The 19,953-nt window shown below is 63.6% G+C and carries 18 protein-coding genes; 10 read left to right on the top strand and 8 right to left on the bottom strand.

Features of this window, described 5'->3' with window-relative positions:
* Window positions 1-26 precede the first annotated feature (26 nt).
* Both FB598_RS18430 and FB598_RS18425 read left to right on the top strand, forming a co-directional pair.
* The gene (locus FB598_RS18430) at window positions 27-269 is read left to right on the top strand and encodes a hypothetical protein (protein WP_141917138.1); all 243 of its coding nucleotides are present in this window, start codon (window positions 27-29) and stop codon (window positions 267-269) included.
* Window positions 270-491: 222 nt separating this feature from the next.
* On the top strand, window positions 492-1,925 hold the full coding sequence (locus FB598_RS18425; RefSeq protein WP_141917140.1) for an NAD-dependent succinate-semialdehyde dehydrogenase: 1,434 nt from the start codon (window positions 492-494) through the stop codon (window positions 1,923-1,925).
* Window positions 1,926-2,119: 194 nt separating this feature from the next.
* On the opposite strand, the gene FB598_RS18420 is transcribed toward FB598_RS18425, so the two are convergent.
* From FB598_RS18420 to FB598_RS18410, 3 genes are all read right to left on the bottom strand, one after another.
* Complete coding sequence (locus FB598_RS18420) at window positions 2,120-5,095, bottom strand: DNA translocase FtsK (RefSeq protein WP_141917141.1); 2,976 nt, start codon at window positions 5,093-5,095, stop codon at window positions 2,120-2,122.
* 142 nt (window positions 5,096-5,237) lie between these two features.
* Window positions 5,238-5,804: a DNA-3-methyladenine glycosylase I gene (locus FB598_RS18415; protein WP_141917143.1), complete on the bottom strand. Its 567-nt coding sequence runs from the start codon at window positions 5,802-5,804 to the stop codon at window positions 5,238-5,240.
* Window positions 5,805-5,827: 23 nt separating this feature from the next.
* Window positions 5,828-6,835, bottom strand: coding sequence for a serine/threonine protein kinase (locus tag FB598_RS18410; protein WP_141917144.1), 1,008 nt, complete (start codon window positions 6,833-6,835; stop codon window positions 5,828-5,830).
* Between the two features lie 153 nt (window positions 6,836-6,988).
* Here FB598_RS18410 and FB598_RS18405 point away from each other — a divergent pair, with 153 nt between their 5' ends.
* Complete coding sequence (locus FB598_RS18405) at window positions 6,989-7,684, top strand: UPF0149 family protein (protein WP_141917145.1); 696 nt, start codon at window positions 6,989-6,991, stop codon at window positions 7,682-7,684.
* Window positions 7,685-7,773: 89 nt separating this feature from the next.
* On the opposite strand, the gene blaOXA is transcribed toward FB598_RS18405, so the two are convergent.
* Both blaOXA and orn read right to left on the bottom strand, forming a co-directional pair.
* Window positions 7,774-8,535, bottom strand: a complete 762-nt coding sequence (gene blaOXA / locus FB598_RS18400) for a class D beta-lactamase (protein WP_141917473.1) — start codon at window positions 8,533-8,535, stop codon at window positions 7,774-7,776.
* Window positions 8,536-8,712: 177 nt separating this feature from the next.
* Window positions 8,713-9,306 carry an oligoribonuclease gene (gene orn / locus FB598_RS18395; protein ID WP_141917146.1) on the bottom strand — a complete coding sequence of 198 codons (594 nt, stop codon included), beginning with the start codon at window positions 9,304-9,306 and terminating at the stop codon, window positions 8,713-8,715.
* 156 nt (window positions 9,307-9,462) lie between these two features.
* Here orn and FB598_RS18390 point away from each other — a divergent pair, with 156 nt between their 5' ends.
* Genes FB598_RS18390 through rsgA form a run of 3 tightly spaced genes read left to right on the top strand, consistent with a single transcriptional unit; the run spans window position 9,463 to window position 12,086 of the window.
* On the top strand, window positions 9,463-10,740 hold the full coding sequence (locus FB598_RS18390) for a M48 family metallopeptidase (protein ID WP_141917147.1): 1,278 nt from the start codon (window positions 9,463-9,465) through the stop codon (window positions 10,738-10,740).
* Window positions 10,741-10,797: 57 nt separating this feature from the next.
* A complete protein-coding gene (locus FB598_RS18385; RefSeq protein ID WP_141917148.1) occupies window positions 10,798-11,154 on the top strand; it encodes a 4a-hydroxytetrahydrobiopterin dehydratase in 357 nt (118 codons plus the stop codon).
* Window positions 11,154-12,086 carry a ribosome small subunit-dependent GTPase A gene (rsgA, locus tag FB598_RS18380; RefSeq protein WP_141917149.1) on the top strand — a complete coding sequence of 311 codons (933 nt, stop codon included), beginning with the start codon at window positions 11,154-11,156 and terminating at the stop codon, window positions 12,084-12,086. The genes FB598_RS18385 and rsgA overlap by 1 nt, the downstream gene beginning before the upstream one ends.
* A gap of 68 nt (window positions 12,087-12,154) precedes the next feature.
* Here the strand turns inward: rsgA and FB598_RS18375 are convergent, their stop codons facing one another.
* Window positions 12,155-14,296 carry a TonB-dependent siderophore receptor gene (locus tag FB598_RS18375; RefSeq protein ID WP_141917151.1) on the bottom strand — a complete coding sequence of 714 codons (2,142 nt, stop codon included), beginning with the start codon at window positions 14,294-14,296 and terminating at the stop codon, window positions 12,155-12,157.
* Between the two features lie 418 nt (window positions 14,297-14,714).
* On the opposite strand from FB598_RS18375, the gene argF reads away from it, so the two are divergent.
* From argF to FB598_RS18360, 3 genes are read left to right on the top strand one after another with little or no spacing between them, the layout of a single operon-like run.
* Window positions 14,715-15,629, top strand: coding sequence for an ornithine carbamoyltransferase (gene argF, locus FB598_RS18370; RefSeq protein ID WP_141917153.1), 915 nt, complete (start codon window positions 14,715-14,717; stop codon window positions 15,627-15,629).
* Window positions 15,630-15,681: 52 nt separating this feature from the next.
* A complete protein-coding gene (argG, locus tag FB598_RS18365) occupies window positions 15,682-17,016 on the top strand; it encodes an argininosuccinate synthase (protein ID WP_141917155.1) in 1,335 nt (444 codons plus the stop codon).
* Between the two features lie 34 nt (window positions 17,017-17,050).
* On the top strand, window positions 17,051-17,365 hold the full coding sequence (locus FB598_RS18360; protein WP_141917156.1) for a pyrimidine/purine nucleoside phosphorylase: 315 nt from the start codon (window positions 17,051-17,053) through the stop codon (window positions 17,363-17,365).
* Window positions 17,366-17,645: 280 nt separating this feature from the next.
* Here FB598_RS18360 and murB read toward each other — a convergent pair whose 3' ends face one another.
* Complete coding sequence (murB, locus tag FB598_RS18355) at window positions 17,646-18,680, bottom strand: UDP-N-acetylmuramate dehydrogenase (protein ID WP_141917157.1); 1,035 nt, start codon at window positions 18,678-18,680, stop codon at window positions 17,646-17,648.
* A 131-nt stretch (window positions 18,681-18,811) separates the two neighbouring features.
* Here murB and FB598_RS18350 point away from each other — a divergent pair, with 131 nt between their 5' ends.
* A complete protein-coding gene (locus tag FB598_RS18350) occupies window positions 18,812-19,297 on the top strand; it encodes a YajQ family cyclic di-GMP-binding protein (protein ID WP_141917158.1) in 486 nt (161 codons plus the stop codon).
* A 91-nt stretch (window positions 19,298-19,388) separates the two neighbouring features.
* Here FB598_RS18350 and FB598_RS18345 read toward each other — a convergent pair whose 3' ends face one another.
* On the bottom strand, window positions 19,389-19,871 hold the full coding sequence (locus FB598_RS18345) for a VOC family protein (protein WP_141917159.1): 483 nt from the start codon (window positions 19,869-19,871) through the stop codon (window positions 19,389-19,391).
* Between the last annotated feature and the right edge of the window lie 82 nt (window positions 19,872-19,953).

Here is a 19,953-nt window from a genome sequence, read left to right as displayed (position 1 = left end):
CCAGACCCGACCAAGAGGAGATCGCCATGGACAAACGGCTTGCCTTGCTGACAAGCATCGCCGAACTGAAGAGCTCCCACGACGAAGCAGCCACGATGCTCTCGCACATCATGCTCAACGTCATCCGCACCGCCAGGCACGAAGATAGCGGGCCGCCGCTGCTGAAGTCGGTGCGCCAGTACCGCAAGGCCATCAAGGAACTGAAGATACAGTGCCTGCAGGTGGAAATGATCCTGGCCGAAATGGAAATCCCCCGGCACGTCCATTGACTCATTGCCCCGTTGGCAGTCCGCAGGCGCCGCCTGCGGACATGCGCGATGCGTGGTATAACTCTCCTTCTCGCAGGCCGGCCCATCCACAAGCAACTGGCCGGCCCGCACATCGACAAGACGCCGCCAGAGCTGTCGCCATCACCATCATTGACGCCCGCCGCGCAAGCCGCAACTGCCGTCGGCGGCATCCCTGTAACCCCTGACGAACGAGGACCTCATATGTATAAGGACGTACAGCTTTTCATCAACGGCGAATGGAGCGCCAGCGTTTCCGGCGGCACCATTGACGTGGTCAACCCGGCCACCGAAGAAGTCATCGGCAAGATCGCCCACGCCGGCCGCGAAGACCTCGACCGCGCGCTGGAAGCCGCCCAAAAGGGCTTCGACGTATGGCGCAATATCTCCGCCTTCGAGCGTTCGAAGATCATGCGCCGCGCCGCCAACCTCCTGCGCGAACGCGCCGACGAGATCGCCCGCCTGATGACGCTGGAACAAGGCAAGCCGATTCCCGAAGCCAAGATGGAAACCCTGGGCGCGGCCGACACCATCGACTGGTTCGCCGAGGAAGCCCGCCGCACCTACGGCCGCCTGGTACCGGCGCGCGTGCCGGGCGCCTACCAGATGGTGATCAAGGAGCCGGTCGGCCCGGTGGCTGCCTTCACGCCCTGGAACTTCCCGCTCAACCAGGTGGTGCGCAAGCTGTCGGCCGCGCTGGCCGCCGGCTGCTCGATCATCGTCAAGGCGCCGGAAGAAACCCCCGCCTCCCCGGCCGAACTGATCCGCGCCTACGCCGATGCCGGCGTGCCGGCCGGCGTCATCAACCTGGTCTACGGCGTGCCGGCCGAGATCTCGGAATACCTGATCCCGCATCCGGTGATCAAGAAGATTTCCTTCACCGGCTCCACCCCGGTGGGCAAGCAACTGGCCGCGCTGGCCGGCCTGCACATGAAGCGCGCCACCATGGAGCTGGGCGGCCACGCCCCGGCCATGGTGTTCGACGATGCGGACATCGACGCCGCCGCCAAGCAACTGGCCGCCGCCAAGTTCCGCAATGCCGGCCAGGTGTGCGTCTCGCCGACCCGCTTCCTGGTGCAGAAGAACGTGTTCAACGCCTTCGTCGACAAGTTCGTCACCTACGCCGAGCAACTGAAGGTCGGCAACGGCATCGACGCCGGCACCACCATGGGCCCGGTGGCCAACAAGCGTCGCATCCCGGCGCTGGAATCGCTGATCGACGACGCCGTCTCGCAAGGCGCGCAACTGCGCACCGGCGGCAAGCGCATCGACGGCCGCGGCTACTTCTTCCAGCCCACCGTGCTGACCAACATCCCGCTGTCGGCCCGCGTGATGAACGAGGAACCGTTCGGCCCGCTGGCGCTGATCAACCCGTTCGACACGCTGGATGAAGTGATTGCCGAAGCCAACCGCCTGCCCTTCGGCCTGGCGGCCTACGCCTTCGCCAAGTCGGCGCACACCAAGCACGCGCTGGCCGCGCGCGTGGAAAGCGGCATGCTGACCATCAACCACCTGGGCCTGGCGATCCCCGAACTGCCGTTCGGCGGCATCAAGGACAGCGGCTACGGTTCCGAAGGCGGCACCGAGGCGATCGAAGCCTATATCAACACCAAGCTGGTGACCCAGTTGGATGTCTGATCGGCCTGGATGAAATAAAAATGGCGAACCGGAAATCCGGTTCGCCATTTTTTTATCTGCCGCTCAATTCACCGTCGTCCTGACGAAAGTCAGGACCCAGCGTCGTTCGTCGCATCACCCCGACGCCGGTTAATCGCTACCAACGACACTGGATCCCGGCCTGCGCCGGGATGACGGGAAGCTGCGATAAGGATTTATTCTTCGCCCGACGGCGGCACCAGGATATCGCGGCTGCCATTGCGCGACATGGCCGACAGCACGCCGGCCGTCTCCATCTGTTCCACCAGCCGCGCGGCGCGGTTGTAGCCGATGCGGAACTGGCGCTGCACCGATGAAATGGACGCGCGGCGCGACTTCAGCACGAAGGCCACCGCCTCGTCATACAGCGGATCGGATTCGGGATCGGGCATGTCGCTGCCGAACATGTCGCCTTGCGCCGCATCCTCCGCGATCAGCGGCGCCAGGATCTCTTCGATATAGCGCGGCTCGCCGAACGACTTCAGGTATTCCACCACACGGTGCACCTCCTCGTCGGAGACGAAGGCGCCATGCACGCGCTGCGGATAACCCGAGCCGGGCGGCAGGAACAGCATGTCGCCATGGCCCAGCAGCGACTCCGCGCCCATCTGGTCGAGCACGGTGCGCGAGTCGATCTTGGACGATACCTGGAAGGCCACGCGGGTCGGGATGTTGGCCTTGATCAGGCCGGTAATCACATCCACCGACGGGCGCTGCGTGGCCAGGATCAGGTGGATGCCGGCCGCACGCGCCTTTTGCGCCAGGCGCGCGATCAGCTCTTCCACCTTCTTGCCGACCACCATCATCAGGTCGGCCAGCTCGTCGATGACGATCACGATGGTGGGCAACTTGTCCAGCGGCTCGGGCGCGTCCGGCGTCAGGCTGAACGGATTGGGGATCTTCTCGCCGCGCGCATGGGCGTCATCGATCTTCTGGTTGTAGCCGGCCAGGTTGCGCACGCCCAGTTTCGACATTTTCTTGTAGCGGCGCTCCATCTCGTCCACCGCCCAGTTCAGCGCATGCGCGGCCTCGCGCATGTCGGTCACCACCGGCGCCAGCAGGTGCGGAATGCCTTCGTAGATCGACAGTTCCAGCATCTTGGGATCGATCATGATCATGCGCACTTCTTCCGGCGTGGCCTTGTAGAGCAGCGACAGGATCATGGCGTTGATCGCCACCGACTTGCCCGAACCGGTGGTGCCGGCCACCAGCATGTGCGGCGCGCGCGCCAGGTCGGTGACCACCGGCGTGCCGGTGATGTCCTTGCCCATGGCCAGCGTCAGCAGCGAGGCCGACTTGCGGTAGGCTTGCGAATGCACGATCTCGGACAGCTTGATCATCTGCCGGCGCGCATTGGGCAGCTCCAGGCCCATGCAGGTCTTGCCGGGGATGGTCTCGACCACGCGGATCGAGGTCAGCCCCAGCGCGCGCGCCAGGTCCTTCATCAGGTTGACCACCTGCGCCCCGCGCACGCCCTGCGCCGGCTCGACTTCAAAGCGCGTGATCACCGGCCCCGCTTCGGCGCCCAGCACCGCCACCGGCACCTTGAATTCCTTCAGGCGCTGTTCGATCAGGCGGCCGGTCTCTTGCAATTGTTCGGCATCGACTTCGATGGCGGCATCCGGCACCACATCGAGCAAATCCAGCGCGGGCAATGGGATCTGCACCTGCGGCTCGGGCGCTTCATCTTCCGCATAAGCGGTAACGGGCGGCGCTACCGGCGCCGGCCCGGGGCTGCGCACCGCAAACGATGGCGTACCGGAAACCGGACCGGAAGGCGCTTGCGGCGCAGGAACCGATTCCGGTTCCTGGTCGAACAGCGACATGAAAGGATCTTCAATATGAAGCGCTTCAGGCTGCGCCTCGACAGGCGCAACAGAATCAACAAGAGCGGCCGGAACCAGCGGTTCCGGCACAGCTTCGAGCCATGGCGCCGTGTACGGCTCGACGGCTGCAGGCTGGGCTGCCGCCGGCATGTCTTGCGGCATCTCGCCGTGCGCCATGCCGGATTCCGCAGCTGGGGCGATGGCGCCGCCATCCGCCATCTGCATCCCGCCCGCAACCGCAGGCGCCTGTGGCTCGGCCGCTTCGCCGCCGGCAACCGCTTTCTGCCCCGCCGCTTCTTGCAGCGAGCGCATCAGGCGCGTGGGAATGACATCGGCGCGCTCGGCCGGCGTACTGGGTTCCGGGGCCTGCCTGGCCGCGCGGCCGACACTGCTGATGCGGATGCTGCGGGTCGGCGCCAGGCCGGGTTGCGAAGATTGGCTAGGCGTCGCGCGCACGATCGACGGCGGGATCTGCTGCGCCGGCGGCATCGGATTGGCCGCGCGCGACAGGCTGGCATTGGCCGCTGCGCTGGCGGCGGTAATGGCGCTGCTGGCAGCGGCGCGCGCCAGCATGGCATCGGTCGGGCGCAAGGTCTCGAAAGTCGCCCATTCCGATTCAGGGCGCGGGCGCGCATCTTGCGCCATGGGCTTGAGGGAAGGCCATTTTCCGCCGTGTCCGGAACTGTCCTGCGGTGGCGTGAACTGGCGCTGCGCGGCGCTCCTGTTCAGTGCCGACAAAGGCACTTGCCAGTCCTCCCGCCCGGCCATGCCGGGGTGGCGGCCGGGTGCGGCGGCGGGTGCGCCGGTCGCCCGCTGCATATTGGCCAGACCGGCTGGACGGGCCGGCGGCATGCGCCGCTCGGCGCCTTGCGCCGACGAGCCGCCATAGCGGAGCCCCGCCAGCCGGTTGCGTTCGCTCTCGATGCTGCCGCGCCGCGGCGGCGCCAGGTCGAGCTCGGGATGGTCGTCGCGGTCGGCCTGGTTGCCGCGTCCGAAGAACGCGCCCAGCAGCCACTTCAACCCCAGCGCCGCCAGCGCCAGCATCAGCACCACGGCGATCACTTTGTTGAACTTGCCGGCCAGCGCGCCCATCAGGGCGAAACCGAACAGGTCGGCGCTGGCGCCCTCGTCGGCGGTATCGAACTGCGCGCGGATGAGCGACTCGATAGCGCTGCTGCCGCACAGCAGCAGCAAGGTGCCGAGCCAGACGCGGATCGCGCCGCGTCCGCCGAGAATGGATTTGCGGGTCAGCGCGGACACCGCCGACCTCAGCAACAGGGGCAGTATCCACAGCACCGACCAGCCAAACCACTTGATGAAAATCATGCTATTCCCAAACTGAATCCGGCAGGCTGCTTGCCTGAACCGGCATCTTGATTCCAGATCCACGGCCGGTCAGGATCCGGCCGCCAGCGAGTGTAAACCATCCTGGCGTCATTGCTCCCCTGCCCCGGCCCCTGCCTCTGCTTCAATGCTTGCGGCCATGGCAGTGGCAGCCCACCACATGGTCGTCGACCATGCCGATGCCTTGCATGTAGGCATAGACGATAGTGGAGCCGACGAACTTGAAACCGCGCTTGGCCAGATCCTTGGAAATCTGGTCCGACAGCGGCGTCTTGGCCGGACATTCCCCGTGCGCCTTCCATTTGTTGCGGATCGGCTTGCCGCCGACGAAGCCCCACAGGTAGGGATCCAGCCCGCCCGTTTCTTCTTTCAGCCGCAGATAGCTATGCGCATTGGTGATGACCGCGGCCACCTTCAGGCGGTTGCGGATGATGCCTGGATTGGCCAGCAATTCGGCTACCTTGCGCTCGTCGTAGCGGGCGATCTTGCGGGCGTCCCAGTGATCGAAGGCGGCACGGTAGTTGGCGCGCTTGTTGAGCACGGTTTCCCATGACAGGCCGGCTTGCGCGCCTTCCAGGTTGAGCATTTCGAACAGCCGGGTCTCGTCGTGGCAAGGCACGCCCCATTCCTCGTCGTGGTAGCTCACGTACAAGGGATTGTTCATATTGACCCAGGCACAGCGTGTTTTCATGTTTCCCCCTTCGTCTTGTCGATTCAGACCGGCCATAGCGGCGGCTCATCCATCAGCGCGATCTGCTCGCGCAGCTCCAGGATGCGGTCTTGCCAGTAGCGTTGCGTGTTGAACCACGGGAAGGCGACCGGGAACGCCGGATCGTCCCAGCGCCGCGCCAGCCAGGCCGAATAATGGATCAGGCGCAAGCTGCGCAGCGCCTCGATCAGGTAGAGCTCGCGCGGGTCGAATTCGCAGAAACTCTCGTAGCCGGCCAGCAGGTCGGACAACTGGCGCACCATGTCGCCGCGCTCGCCCGAGAGCAGCATCCACAAATCCTGCACGGCCGGGCCGCTGCGGCTGTCGTCGAAATCGACGAAGTGCGGGCCGGCGTCGGTCCACAGCACATTGCCGACGTGGCAGTCGCCATGCAGGCGCAACGCCCGCACCTCGCCGGCACGCTCGAAGCAGCGGCGCACGCCATCCAGCGCGTGGTCGACGGTACTGAGCCAGGAAGCCTTGAGCTCATCCGGGATGAAATTGTGGGAGAGCAGCCAGTCGCGCGGCTCTATGCCGAAGCTGGCGATATCCAGCGCCGGGCGCTCGGCGTAAGGCTGCTGCATGCCGACCGCATGGATGCGGCCGATGAAGCGCCCCATCCATTCCAGCGTGTCGGGGCTGTCCAGCTCGGGCGCGCGTCCGCCGTGGCGGCGAAATACCGCGAAGCGAAAGCCCGCATAGCGCTGCAGGGTCGCGCCGTTTTCCAGCGCCAGCGCCGGCACCACCGGTATCTCCTCGTCGGCCAGTTGCTGCGAAAACGCATGCTCTTCCAGGATCTGCGCGTCGCTCCAGCGCAGCGGCCGGTAGAACTTGGCCACCAGCGGCGGCCCCTCCTCCATCCCGACCTGGTAGACGCGGTTTTCGTAGCTGTTCAAGGCCAGCAGCCTGCCATCGCCGAAGAGGCCGACGCTGTCGAGGGCATCGAGCACCATGTCGGGCGATAGCGTGGCGAAGGATGTGGCGTCGGGAAAATTGCTGGCGGATTCATTCATCCGGCTATTGTACTGGCGAGTACCGGCGAGGCGGCGGTCTGCGTGCTTCAAAGACCTCTCGCGGCAGTAGACAAACCGACAATGCTCGCACCGCTGGCTGAATAGAATTACACTGGCAAGCTGATTATCAGTAATTCGCATACCAAGGAAGCCATGCACCTCGACCAGCCCCTTTCCGATCAAGAGTTCGACGAACTCGACGATTTCCTCCTGTCCGACCGCTGCGCCGACGACGTCATGACCATGGACACGCTGCACGGCTACCTGACCGCGCTGGTCATCGGCCCGCAGGAAGTGCTGATGGCCGAATGGCTACCGCGCGTGTGGGGCAGCCGCCCGGAAGACACGCCCAAGTTCAAGTCCGGCAAGGAAGCCGAGCGCATCACCAGCCTGATCGCGCGCACCATGAACGAGATCGCCATCACCTTCGAGGTTGCGCCCAAGGAATACGAACCGCTGTTTTGCGAGCGCGAGCATGAAGGCAAGCCGCTGCTGGATGCGGAAGCCTGGGCCTGGGGTTTCTGGGAAGGCATGCAACTGCGCGCCCAGCAATGGGACGAGATCTTCCACTCTGACCTGGCGCCGCTGATGCGCCCGATCTACCTGCTGGGCTCGGACGAGCTGGAGGAAGAAGAAACCAAACTGATCGACGATCCGGTCAAGACCCACAAGCTGGCCATCGAGATCGAATCGGCCATCCCGCATATCCACCGTTACTGGGCGCCCAAGCGCAAGTCGGCGGTGGAGCAGGTGCAGCGCGACGCGCCCAAGGTCGGCCGCAATGACGATTGCCCCTGCGGCAGCGGCAAGAAATACAAGAAGTGCTGCGGGGCCGATGGCCAGGAGTAAGACTGTCCCGCCATTGTCGTCGCAAGCCAAGGTAAAACGGCGCGCCAGCATGAACTGGCGCGCCGTTTTGCATGAAAAGGACTGCGCAATCAGGCCGGCAACACGCCCATCTTCTTCAACGCCTGGCGCACGATCCGCTCGCGCTTGGGCAAGTCGGCCATGCGGTTGGGCGTGTCGATATTGAGCGCGAAGAACACCGGGCCTTCCTCCCGCTCCACCCAACCCACCCACCAGCCGATCTTGCCGCTCCAGCCGGATTTGGCGCGCAGGATCCAGTCCTTTCCGGCCTCGTTGACCATCACATCCTTGACGATCAACTGGTGTTCCACCTTGAAAGGCAATTCATTGCGATACAGGCGGCGCAGGAAGGCGATCTGCTCATTGGCTGAAATGGCCAGTTGGCCATCGACCCAGAACGGCTCGGGGCCGTCGGCCGAGGCATTGCCGTACGGGATCTTGCGCATATAGGCGACTTCGCGCTCCTTGCCGATCTCGGCGGCGAAACGCTCGAACACCCAGACCGCCGAATAGCGCATGGCCGAGCGCAGGTCCTGGTCGCGGTTCCATGCCGGGACGGAGCGTTGCACGCCATCCCATGGGATCACCTGGAACTCGTCGCGCAGCACGCCGGCATCGAGCGCGATCAGGCTGTGCGGCACCTTGAAGGTGGATGCCGGCACGAAGCGCTGCGCCGCCCGCTCCTGTGCATGTACCAGGATGCGTTCCTTGCCGCCGCGCAGGTCCGCTACGACCAGCGTACCCGGCACGCCGGCTTCGGCAAAATAGGCCGCCCAGTTTTCTCCCGTTTCATTACCTGAAGAAGAGGCGGCTGCTTTTGCCAAACCCGGCATGGCGCCGGCGGCAATGGCGGCCTGCAGGAATAGGCGTCGACTGGTTGACATGGCGTTCCTTTCATCATGTTGTACACACCTGGGCGACACTGCCGCCCTCGCGCACAGGCCGCCCAATATAAAACGCCCCGGTTCAAGCCGGGGCGTCAGGTGTAGAGCTGCGCGCTCAACCCAAGTTCATTCCTGGATGAAATGCTCGCGATAAAACTTCAATTCTTCGATCGATTCCAAGATATCCGCCAGCGCGGTATGCATCTGGCGCTTCTTGAAGCCGGTGGCGATGGCCGGCTTCCAGCGCTTGCACAGTTCCTTGAGCGTGGACACGTCCAGGTTGCGGTAATGGAAGAATTCTTCCAGCTTGGGCATGCCGCGCACCATGAAGCGACGATCCTGGCAGATCGAGTTGCCGCACATGGGCGACTTGCCGGCCGGCACGTATTTCTTCAGGAATTCAATCAGTTGCTTCTCGGCGTCGGCCTCGGTCACGGTCGAGGCCTTGACGCGCTCGATCAGCCCCGAGCGGCCGTGGGTGCCCTTGTTCCAGGCGTCCATGCCGTCCAGCACTTCATCGGATTGATGAATCGCAAACACCGGGCCTTCGCCCAGCACGTTCAGCTCGGAGTCGGTCACCACCACCGCCACTTCGATGATGCGGTCGTTGTCCGGGTCGAGGCCGGTCATTTCCATATCCACCCAGACCAGGTTCATCTCATTGGGGCGGATCGGTGCGGCAACTGCTTGCCCGGCGTTGGCGTCGGCGGCTTGTGACATAATTCTTCCTTATCGATGCAGTGGGAAAACGCCCATCTGCAGGTTTATTCGTTCGCTTGCTGTATGGATTGATCGTCCTGCTGTACAGCGCTGTCGCCCAGAAACTCTCAGGACAGGCCGGACATTGAACCTCCGCCATTTTCGCACAGGGAAAGCATGTCTTCACTCACGTTCTCGGTTTTGTTCGTCGCATTCCTGGCCGCCAGCCTGGCCGTTCGCTTCTGGCTGGCCGCGCGCCATGTCCGCCATGTACTGGCGCATCGCGCCGCGGTGCCGGCCGAATTCGCCGAGAAAATCCCGTTGGCCGCGCACCAGAAGGCGGCCGACTATACCGTGGCGCGCACCAGGTTCGGCCTGGTGACGCTGGCGGTCAACGCCGCGGTGCTGGTCGTCTTCACGCTGCTGGGCGGGCTGCAATGGCTGTCCGGTACCATCCTGGGCTGGACCGGCGGCCCCGGCATGTGGTACCAGATCGGCCTGGTGGCGGCCTTCGGCATCATCTCCGGCGCGGTCGACCTGCCCTTCGATTACTACCGCCAGTTCCGCCTGGAAGCCCGTTTCGGCTTCAACAAGATGACGCCCGGCCTGTTCTTCAGCGACCTGGTCAAGCAATCGCTGGTCGGCGCGGCCATCGGCCTGCCGCTGCTGTGGGTGGTGCTCACGCTGATGGAAAAGGCCGGCGCGCTGTGGTGGCTCTACACCTGGATCGTGCTGTGCGCGTTCCAGCTGCTGATGCTGGTGATCTACCCCAGCTTCATCGCCCCGCTGTTCAACAAGTTCACCGCGCTGGAAGACGATAACCTGCGCCGCCGCATCGAGGGCCTGATGCAACGCGTCGGCTTCGCTTCCAAGGGCCTGTTCGTGATGGACGGCTCCAAGCGCAGCGCGCACGGCAACGCCTATTTCTCCGGCTTCGGCGCGAGCAAGCGCATCGTCTTCTTCGACACCCTGCTGGCGCGCCTGGCGCCGCAGGAGATCGAGGCGGTGCTGGCGCACGAACTGGGCCATTTCAAGCTCAAGCACATCGTCAAGCGCGTGAGCGTGATGTTCGCCATCTCGCTGGGCTTTTTGGCGCTGCTGGGCTACCTCAAGGGCCAGGTGTGGTTCTACACCGGCCTGGGCGTGAACCCGTTGCTGTTCGGCAGCAACGATGCGATGGCGCTGATCCTGTTCATGCTGGTGCTGCCGATCTTCACCTTCCTGCTGTCGCCGCTGTCGTCGCTGACCTCGCGCAAGCATGAGTTCGAGGCCGATGCCTTCGCCGCCCAGCACACCAATGCGCAAGACCTGGTGTCGGCGCTGGTCAAGCTGTACGAAGACAATGCCTCGACGCTCACGCCCGATCCGCTGCACTCGGCCTTCTACGACTCGCACCCGCCGGCCTCTCTGCGCATTGGCCGCCTGAACCTGGCGCAAGGCGCCGCGGGCCACTAGCCACTAATCAACATGTTCCGGCTGCGCCTCGGCGCAAGCGGAACCGAGGAGAATTTCATGAGCATTACCGCCAACGAACTCGCAGCCCGCCGCTGCGCCCACCAGACCGACGCCCTGGACGCAGCCGCCATCCAGGCCCACCTGGCCGCCTTGCCCGGCTGGCAGGTCGACGGCGGCAAGCTGGCGCGCAGCTTCGACTTCAAGGACTATTACCAGACCCTGGCCTTCGTCAACGCCATCGCCTGGGTGATCCATGCCGAAGACCACCATCCCGAGCTGGCGGTCAGCTACAACCGCTGCGGCGTGAAGTTCGATACGCACAGCGTCAACAACGGCAAAGGCGGCCTGTCGATCAACGACTTCATCTGCGCCGCCAAGGTGGATGCCGTGTTCGCCCAGCGCGCCGCCTCCTGATGGCATCGAAGAAACCGCACGCCGCACCGCGCCAGGCAGCCGGCGCCTTGGAAGCCGGCCTGGTGATTGCCGCCCACGGGCGGCATTATCTTGTCCAGGCCGGCGAGCAGAAATTGCAATGCGTCACGCGCGGCAAGAAAAGAGATGTGGCCGTCGGCGACCGCATCCGCTTCGCCCGCACCTCGTCCAACCAGGGCGTGGTGGAATCCATCGACGAGCGCAAGACGCTGCTGTACCGCTCCGACCAGTACAAGTCCAAGCTGTTGGCCGCCAACGTCACGCAATTGTTCATCGTGGTGGCGACCGAACCCAGCTTCTCGGACGACCTGGTATCGCGCTCGCTGGTGGCGGCCGAATCGGCCGGCGTAGCCGCCCACCTGATCCTGAACAAGACCGACATCGCCGAAGCGCTGCCGAAGACGCGCGAACGGCTGCAGGTCTACTCCCGCCTCGGCTATCCGGTGCACGAAGTCTCGGCCACGGCGCAACCGGAGCAGACCCGCGCCGCCTTCATGCCGCTGCTGCAAAACCAGAGCACCATCCTGATCGGCCAGTCCGGCATGGGCAAGTCCTCGCTGATCAACCTGATCATTCCCGACGCCGACATCGCGGTGCGCGAAATCTCGGCGGCATTGGATACCGGCAAGCACACCACCACCTTCACGCGGCTGTACCAGATGGGGGAAGAGACCAGCATCATCGATTCGCCCGGTTTCCAGGAATTCGGCCTGTACCAGTTGAGCGAAGGCATGCTGGAACGCGCCTTTCGCGACTTCACGCCGTACCTGGGCAAGTGCCGCTTCTACAACTGCCACCACCTCAACGAACCCGGCTGCGCGGTGCTGGAGGCGGTGCAGTCCGGCGCGATCTCGGGCATGCGGCATCAGTTGTATGCGCAGCTGGTGCATGAATCGTCGCAGACCTTGTACTGAGTTCTGCCCGCCAGGAAAAACGGCCGCCTTGCATGTGCAGGCGGCCGTTTCTGTTGGCACCGTCCGGCTCAGAATTTGTAGGCTGCACTCAGCAGGACACTGCGCGGCGCGCCGGGCATGATCTGCGTCACCGCGGTGGAACTGGCGTAGTACTGGCGATTGGTCAGGTTGGTGACGGCGAGCGTCAGTTCAAGCTTGGGCAGGCGATAGCCCACCTTGCCATCCCAGCGCGTGTAGGCGGGCAGGTCGAGCCGGTTGGCCACGTCGGCGTAACGGGAGCCTTCGTAGACCAGCCCGGCCTCGCCAAAGAAGCCCAATGCCGGCGCATAGCTGACGAACAGGCTGCCGTTGGCGCCGGAGATGCCGGTCGAGCGCTTGCCTTGGAGATCCGGCGTGGCGCAGCGGTTGCAACGGGGCGCATCGACGATGCGGGAGCGCTGAACCGCAAAACCGCTGCGGATGAACCAGCTCGGCGCCACCTGGCCGTCTACCGACAATTCAATGCCGCGATTGCGTTCCAGGCCGCTGGTGACGAACAGGTTCGGGTTGCTGGAAATCAGGGTGCGGCGGTTATACAGATCCAGCTGGAATACCGACAAGGTGGTGCTGATTTTCTTCTCCAGCCAATCGCTTTTCACGCCGACCTCGAATTGCCGGCTGGACTGCGGCTGCAGCGCATTGTTGGACACCGTGCTTGCGCCGGTGTCCAGGTTGACGGTATCGGCCCCTCCGCTCGGGATAAAGCTTTTGCTGTAGGAGGCATAGAAACTGTGCTCGGCCAGCGGCGACCAGACCAGGCCCATACGCGGGCTCAAGGCGGAAGTCGTGCGTTCGGCCCGGGCTCCCGCGCCCATGCGGCTGGTCGAATCGACCGCGAAGCGATCCCAGCGCACCCCCGCCAGCATCTTCCATTGCGACGAAAGGGTGAGTTGATCCTGCGCATACAGGGCGATGCCGTCGGCGCGATGCAAACTGTTGCTGAACAAGGCCGGTGGCGCCAATGCATCTGGCGCCTTGGAGGGATTCAACAACGACACGCTGCCGGCGGGGGCACGGGAATACAGCGTCGGCTGCCGGCGTTCCACGCTGTATTCGGCGCCGAACAGCATGTCGTGACGCACGGCGCCGGTCATGGCGCGGCCTTCCAGCTCCAGATTATTCTGCCAGTTGCGCTGGTGCATATTCTGCTGCCAGCGCGCGCGCCTCACCATACTATGGTTGGCTCCCTCGAGATTGGTCGCGAAGGTATTGTCGAAGATGCTGTTCAGATGGAGCATGCCCAGCGTGTAGCGCAACTTCCAGTCCTGGTCGATCCGCTGTTCCAGCGTGGAGCGCAGGTACAGCATGCTGTCCTTGATGTAGTCGCGCTCCGGCACGCCATAGGTGGTGGCCCGGCCCGCCGGCGGCAACTGGTAGGGGCTGCCGGCGTTGCGGCGCCAGGCCGGCATGCCGCGATCCGGGGTGCGGTCGAATTCGGAAAACTCCGCCTGCAGCAGCCATGAGGTGCGGCCGTCGTCCCACTTCAGCGAGGGAGCGATGTATTGGCGCGCGCTGTTGACGTCGTCGCGAAAGCTGTTGGCATGCTCGCGGCCGGCATTGATGCGCATGGCCCATTGCTCGCTCAAGACCTTGTTCACATCCGCGGCAAAGCCCAGGCGGCTGTAACTTCCGGCGAATAGCTTGAGGCTGCTCTGGACATCGGCTCCCGGCTGCTTGCTGATGCGGTTGATCACCCCGCCGCCGCTGCCGCGCCCATAGAGGACGGCGGCCGGCCCCTTCAAGATCTCGATGCGCTCGATATTGCCCAGGCTGCGCACGTACTGCGCATCGTCGCGGATGCCGTCGAGGAAGACGTCGCCGGCACTGGAGAAGCCGCGGATCTTGAAGGAATCGAAACGCGTGTCGGAATTATTGGTGACGCCCGGCACCCCCGCCAGCGCCCCGGCCATGGTTTGTGCGCCGTAGGAGGCGGCGTCTTCCATGTTGACGCTGTTGACGGTTTGCGGCACATCCCTGAGATCGGCGGCCGTGCGCGTCGCCGTCGATACCTTGCCCGGACGCGGGTCGTAATGGCTGCGCTCGCCGGAGACTTCGATGTGCGGCAGCTTGTCATCCGCTTCGCCTTCTGCGAAGGCCGGGATGGAAAACAGGGAGGAAAAGGCCAGCGCCATCACGCTGAGGCGATGCTCGGAAATGCATTGGGTAGGCATGGATTGAATGAGGCCCGGACAGGGCCCCTCTCTGATCAAAAAGGAGGGGCAATTCTAGGACCACAAACAACAATAATTCTCATTACCATCAACGCGAGAATGCGAAAGCGCCAACAAATCACAAAACATGGCGCCCGCCCTTCAATAAATGAAAGAAATCCACCGATGTCTTTCTGACGCTTGATCGCTTGATCTTTTGACATGCCGGAACCGGCGCCAGGCGGGCATCAAGCCCCGCGTCGTACAATCCGATCCGCATCCGGCCGGAACACCGATGCCTCGCGGCAGGCACAGCACGGGCTGCGGCCCGGTTTCCTCCCGGCAACCCCGGTCGGGTATCTTTTTGCCCTGAATCCCTTATAATCTAAGCAGTTATAACGATCGGCGGCAGGCGCCACGCTGGCCGCCGTTTTCATTTATGGCAATCAAACACTACCTTCAGTTTTCCGACTTTACGCTTGATGAATACGAATACGTGATCGAACGTTCTCGTGTGATCAAACGTAAGTTCAAGAATTACGAGCCCCACCACACGCTGGCCGACCGCACGCTGGTGATGGTGTTCGAGAAGAACTCGACCCGCACCCGCCTCTCCTTCGAAGCCGGCATGCACCAGATGGGCGGCGCGGCGATCTACCTGAACACGCGCGACAGCCAGCTGGGCCGCGGCGAGCCGGTGGAAGATGCGGCGCAGGTGATGTCGCGCATGTGCGACGTGATCATGATCCGCACCTACGGCCAGGAAATCATCGAACGCTTCGCCGCGCATTCGCGCGTGCCGGTGATCAACGGGCTGACCAATGAGCAGCATCCCTGCCAGGTGCTGGCCGATGTGTTCACCTTCATCGAACACCGCGGCTCCATCTGCGGCAAGATCGTGGCCTGGATCGGCGACGCCAACAACATGCTGTATTCGTGGCTGCAGGCGGCCGAGGTGTTCGGCTTCCATGTCAACGTCTCCACCCCCAAGGGCTACGACATCGACCCGGCGCAAGTCACGCCCGGCAACAAGAACTACACCTTCTTCGCCGACCCGGCCGACGCCTGCCAGGACGCCGACCTGGTCACCACCGACGTGTGGACCAGCATGGGTTACGAAGATGAGAACGCTGCGCGCCTGAAGGCCTTCGACGGCTGGATCGTCGACGGCCCCAAGATGGCGCGCGCCAGGAAGGACGCCCTCTTCATGCACTGCCTGCCGGCGCACCGCGGCGAGGAAGTCGCCGCCGAGGTGATCGACGGCCCGCAGTCGGTGGTCTGGGACGAGGCGGAAAACCGCCTGCACGTCCAGAAGGCCCTGCTCGAATACCTGGTACACGGCAAGTTCGACTGAGCCGCCCGCACCAGCAACAAGTCATATCAACACACTCGCAACAGCCAAGATCATGTCCAACATCCTGCAATCCGTTCCGGTCAAACAAAAAGTCGGCATCGCCTTTTCCGGCGGCCTCGACACCAGCGCCGCGCTGACCTGGATGCGCCAGAAAGGCGCCATCCCCTACGCCTACACCGCCAACCTGGGCCAACCGGACGAGCCGGACTACGACGCCATCCCCAAGAAGGCGATGCAATACGGCGCCGAACTGGCGCGCCTGATCGACTGCCGCGAACAGCTGGCCAACGAAGGCATCGCCGCGCTGCAAAGCGGCGCCTTCCACATCTCCACCGCCGGCGTGACCTACTTCAACACCACCCCGCTGGGCCGCGCCGTGACCGGCACCATGCTGGTGGCCGCGATGCGCGAAGACAAGGTCGACATCTGGGGCGACGGCAGCACCTTCAAGGGCAACGACATCGAGCGCTTCTACCGCTACGGCCTGCTGGTGAACCCCAACCTGAAGATCTACAAGCCGTGGCTGGACAATACCTTCATCGATGAACTGGGCGGTCGCAAGGAAATGTCCGAGTTCATGATCAAGTCCGGTTTCGACTACAAGATGTCGGTGGAAAAAGCCTACTCGACCGACTCCAACATGCTGGGCGCGACCCACGAGGCCAAGGACCTGGAGTTCCTGAACAGCGGCATCAAGATCGTGCAACCGATCATGGGCGTGGCGTTCTGGCGCGATGACGTCGAGGTCAAGGCCGAAACCGTCACCGTGCGCTTCGAGGAAGGCCGCCCGGTGGCCCTGAACGGCAAGACCTTCGCCAACATGACCGAGCTGATCCTGGAAGCCAACCGCATCGGCGGCCGCCACGGCCTGGGCATGAGCGACCAGATCGAAAACCGCATCATCGAAGCCAAGAGCCGCGGCATCTACGAAGCCCCGGGCCTGGCGCTGCTGTTCATCGCCTACGAGCGCCTGATCACCGGCATCCACAACGAAGACACCATCGAGCAATACCGCGACAACGGCCGCAAGCTGGGCCGCCTGCTGTACCAGGGCCGCTGGTTCGACTCGCAGGCGATCATGCTGCGCGAAACCGCGCAACGCTGGGTGGCGCGCGCCATCACCGGCGAAGTGACCATTGAACTGCGCCGCGGCAACGACTACTCGATCCTCAACACCGAGTCGCCCAACCTGACCTACCAGCCGGAACGCCTGACCATGGAAAAGGGCGAAGGCGCCTTCACCCCGGCCGACCGCATCGGCCAGCTGACCATGCGCAACCTGGACATCACCGACACCCGCCAGAAGCTGGCGATCTACCAGAGCACCGGCCTGCTGGACAGCAGCACCGCCGTTTCGCTGCCGCTGCTGGACAAGGATTCGAAGTAATCGCCTGCAACCGAGATATCTGAAAGAATTTCTGATGAGCACCCAATTCGACAACGTCACCGTCCTGAAAAAGGGCAATGTCTACTTTGACGGCAAGTGCGTCTCGCACACCGTGCTGTTCGCCGACGGCACCAGGAAGACCCTGGGCGTGATCCTGCCCGCGTCGCTCAATTTCGGCACCGCTTCGCCGGAAATCATGGAAATCATCAGCGGCAGCTGCCGTGTGCGCCTCAAGGGCGAAGAAACGTGGAATACCTACGGCGCCGGCACCCAGTTCAGCGTACCGGGCAATTCGTCCTTCGACATCGAAGTCACGGAAACCGTGGATTACGTCTGCCATTACGGCTGATCCGCCGGCAGTTGCAGCGCATGTAAAAAGCGCCAGTCGATGACAAATGCCGTTCAGTTAAGCACTGAACGGCATTTTCATTTGTGGAGTTGTGTTTGTGGAGTCCAGACTCCGTTCGCCCTGAGTAGCTGCGCAGCAGCGTATCGAAGGGCAGGCAAGGCCGCTGACGCTGGCGCGCTGGCTTCGATACGCCCCTGACGGGTCTACTCAGCCCGAACGGACTCCGGTGTTGAGTAGCTCAGCATTAGCCTTGACTGAACGGCATTCCAGATCTGCCCGCTCAGATGAAAACCGGCTCCGGCTCCAGCACCACCCCGAACCTTGCCTGCACGTCGGCCTGGATCGCCCGCGCCAGCGCCGCCACCTCGGCCCCGCTGGCGCCGCCCCGGTTGACCAGCACCAGCGCCTGCTTCTCGTACACGCCGGCCGCGCCCAGCGACTTGCCCTTCCAGCCGCACTGGTCGATCAGCCAGCCGGCGGCCAGCTTGTAGCTGCCGTCGTCCTGGCGATAGCTGACCAAGTTGGCATGCTGCTGCACCAGGGCCTCGCGCTGCTGCGCGCTGACGATGGGGTTCTTGAAGAAACTGCCGGCATTGCCGATCCGCGCCGGGTCGGGCAGCTTGCGCGTGCGGATGGCGATGACGGCATCGGCAATGTCGCGCGCGCCGGGTTCAGAAATCTGCTTGTCGGCCAGCGCCTGCGCAACATCGGCGTAGCTGGCGTTGGCCTGCCATTTCCTGGGCAAGGCAAAGGTGACGTCCAGCACCACGGCGCTGTCGCGCAGTTCATGCTTGAACACGCTGTCGCGATAGCCGAAGCGGCAGGCCGGGCCGTCCAGCACCGTCACTTCGCCGGTGGAGAAATCGAAGGCGCTCAGCGCATGGAAACGATCCTTGACCTCCACGCCGTAGGCGCCGATGTTCTGGATCGGCGCGGCGCCCACGCTGCCGGGAATCAACGACAGGTTCTCCAGCCCGCCCAGGCCCTGGGCCAGCGTCCATTGCACGAAGCCATGCCAGTTCTCGCCGGCGGCGGCGCGCACATAGGTGAATTCGCTGTCCTGGCCGACCACGGCGATGCCGCGGCCGCACATGTGCAGCACCAGGCCGGGAAAGTCGCGCGTCAGCAGCAGGTTGCTACCGCCGCCCAGCACCAGGCGCGGCAAGGCGGACAGTTCGGCGTTTGCTCGCACGGCGCGCAAGGTGTCGACGGCATCCATGGCATCGATGGCCAGGTAGGCTTGCGCGCGGGCGTCGATGCCGAAGGTATTGAGTGCGCGCAAGGAAAAATCGCGCTGTACGGGGATCGGGAACATAAGGGCTGGATTATAGCTGCTGCCGGAGAACGTCTGTCGGCGCACATGCCATAGCCCTGCTGCCGCCAGTCCGTTAAAATCTCGTTGGTAACGCCGGAACCCTCCGGCCGCAAGAATAAAAGGATACTGCCATGCCCTCATTTGATACCGTTTGCGAAGCCAACCTGGTCGAAGTCAAGAATGCCGTCGAGCAGGCCAACAAGGAAATCTCCACCCGTTTCGACTTCAAGGGCACCGACGCCCGCGTCGAGCAAAAGGAACGCGAACTGACCGCCTTCGCCGACTCGGAATTCCAGCTCGGCCAGGTGCGCGACGTGCTGACCAACAAGATGACCAAGCGCAACGTCGATGTGCGTTTCCTCGACGAAGGCAAGATCGAGAAGATCGGCGGCGACAAGGTCAAGCAGGTGATCAAGGTCAAGAACGGCATCGAAAGCGACGATGCCAAGAAGATCGTGCGCGTCATCAAGGACAGCAAGATGAAGGTGCAGGCCAGCATCCAGGGCGATGCCGTGCGCATCGCCGGGGCCAAGCGCGACGACCTGCAGGCCGCCATGGCGCTGCTGCGCAAGGAAGTGAAGGATATCCCCCTGGAATTCAACAACTTCCGCGACTAAGCGGCGGCAATACGATGACGACATAACGACAACGCCGGCATGATGCCGGCGTTGTCGCTTCAGGCCACGCTGTTGCGCTGCGTGGTATCGCTTATTTCCCCGCCGCGGCCATCATGGCGTTGGCGCCCTCGCGTATCTCTTCCGGAGTCAGGTCGCGCACATGCGTGGCCACCGACCATTTATGACCGAAGGGATCGACCAGTTGCCCGTAGCGGTCACCCCAGAACATGTCGGTCAGCGGCAAGGTCACCTGGGCGCCGGCCGCCACGGCCTGGGCGAATACGGCATCCGCGTCTTCCACGTACAGGTGGATGGTGACCGGCGAGCCGCCCAGCGCCTTGGGGCCCAGGCTCTTCCATTCCGGCGCTTCATCGACCAGCATCAGGTAAGAATCGCCGATGCTGATCTGCGCATGCATCAGCCTGCCGTCGGGGCCGGGCAAACGCCCCCGGTCCACGGCGCCGAAGGCTTTCTTGTAGAACTCGATGGCGTCTGCGGCGCCGGCACAGACCAGGTGCGGCGTGATGGAATGCATGCCTTCGGGAATCGGTTTGACTTTGGATGAAGTAGACATCTGCAATCTCCTTAAGTATTTTAAGCATCAGCAATGGAACTGCGGATGCCATTCTGCACCGGGACACATGCAAAACAAAGCT

The sequence above is a fragment of the Herbaspirillum sp. SJZ106 genome (assembly GCF_006715495.1).
Classification (GTDB): Bacteria; Pseudomonadota; Gammaproteobacteria; order Burkholderiales; family Burkholderiaceae_D; genus Herbaspirillum.
This window is presented reverse-complemented; position numbering and strand designations above follow the sequence as displayed.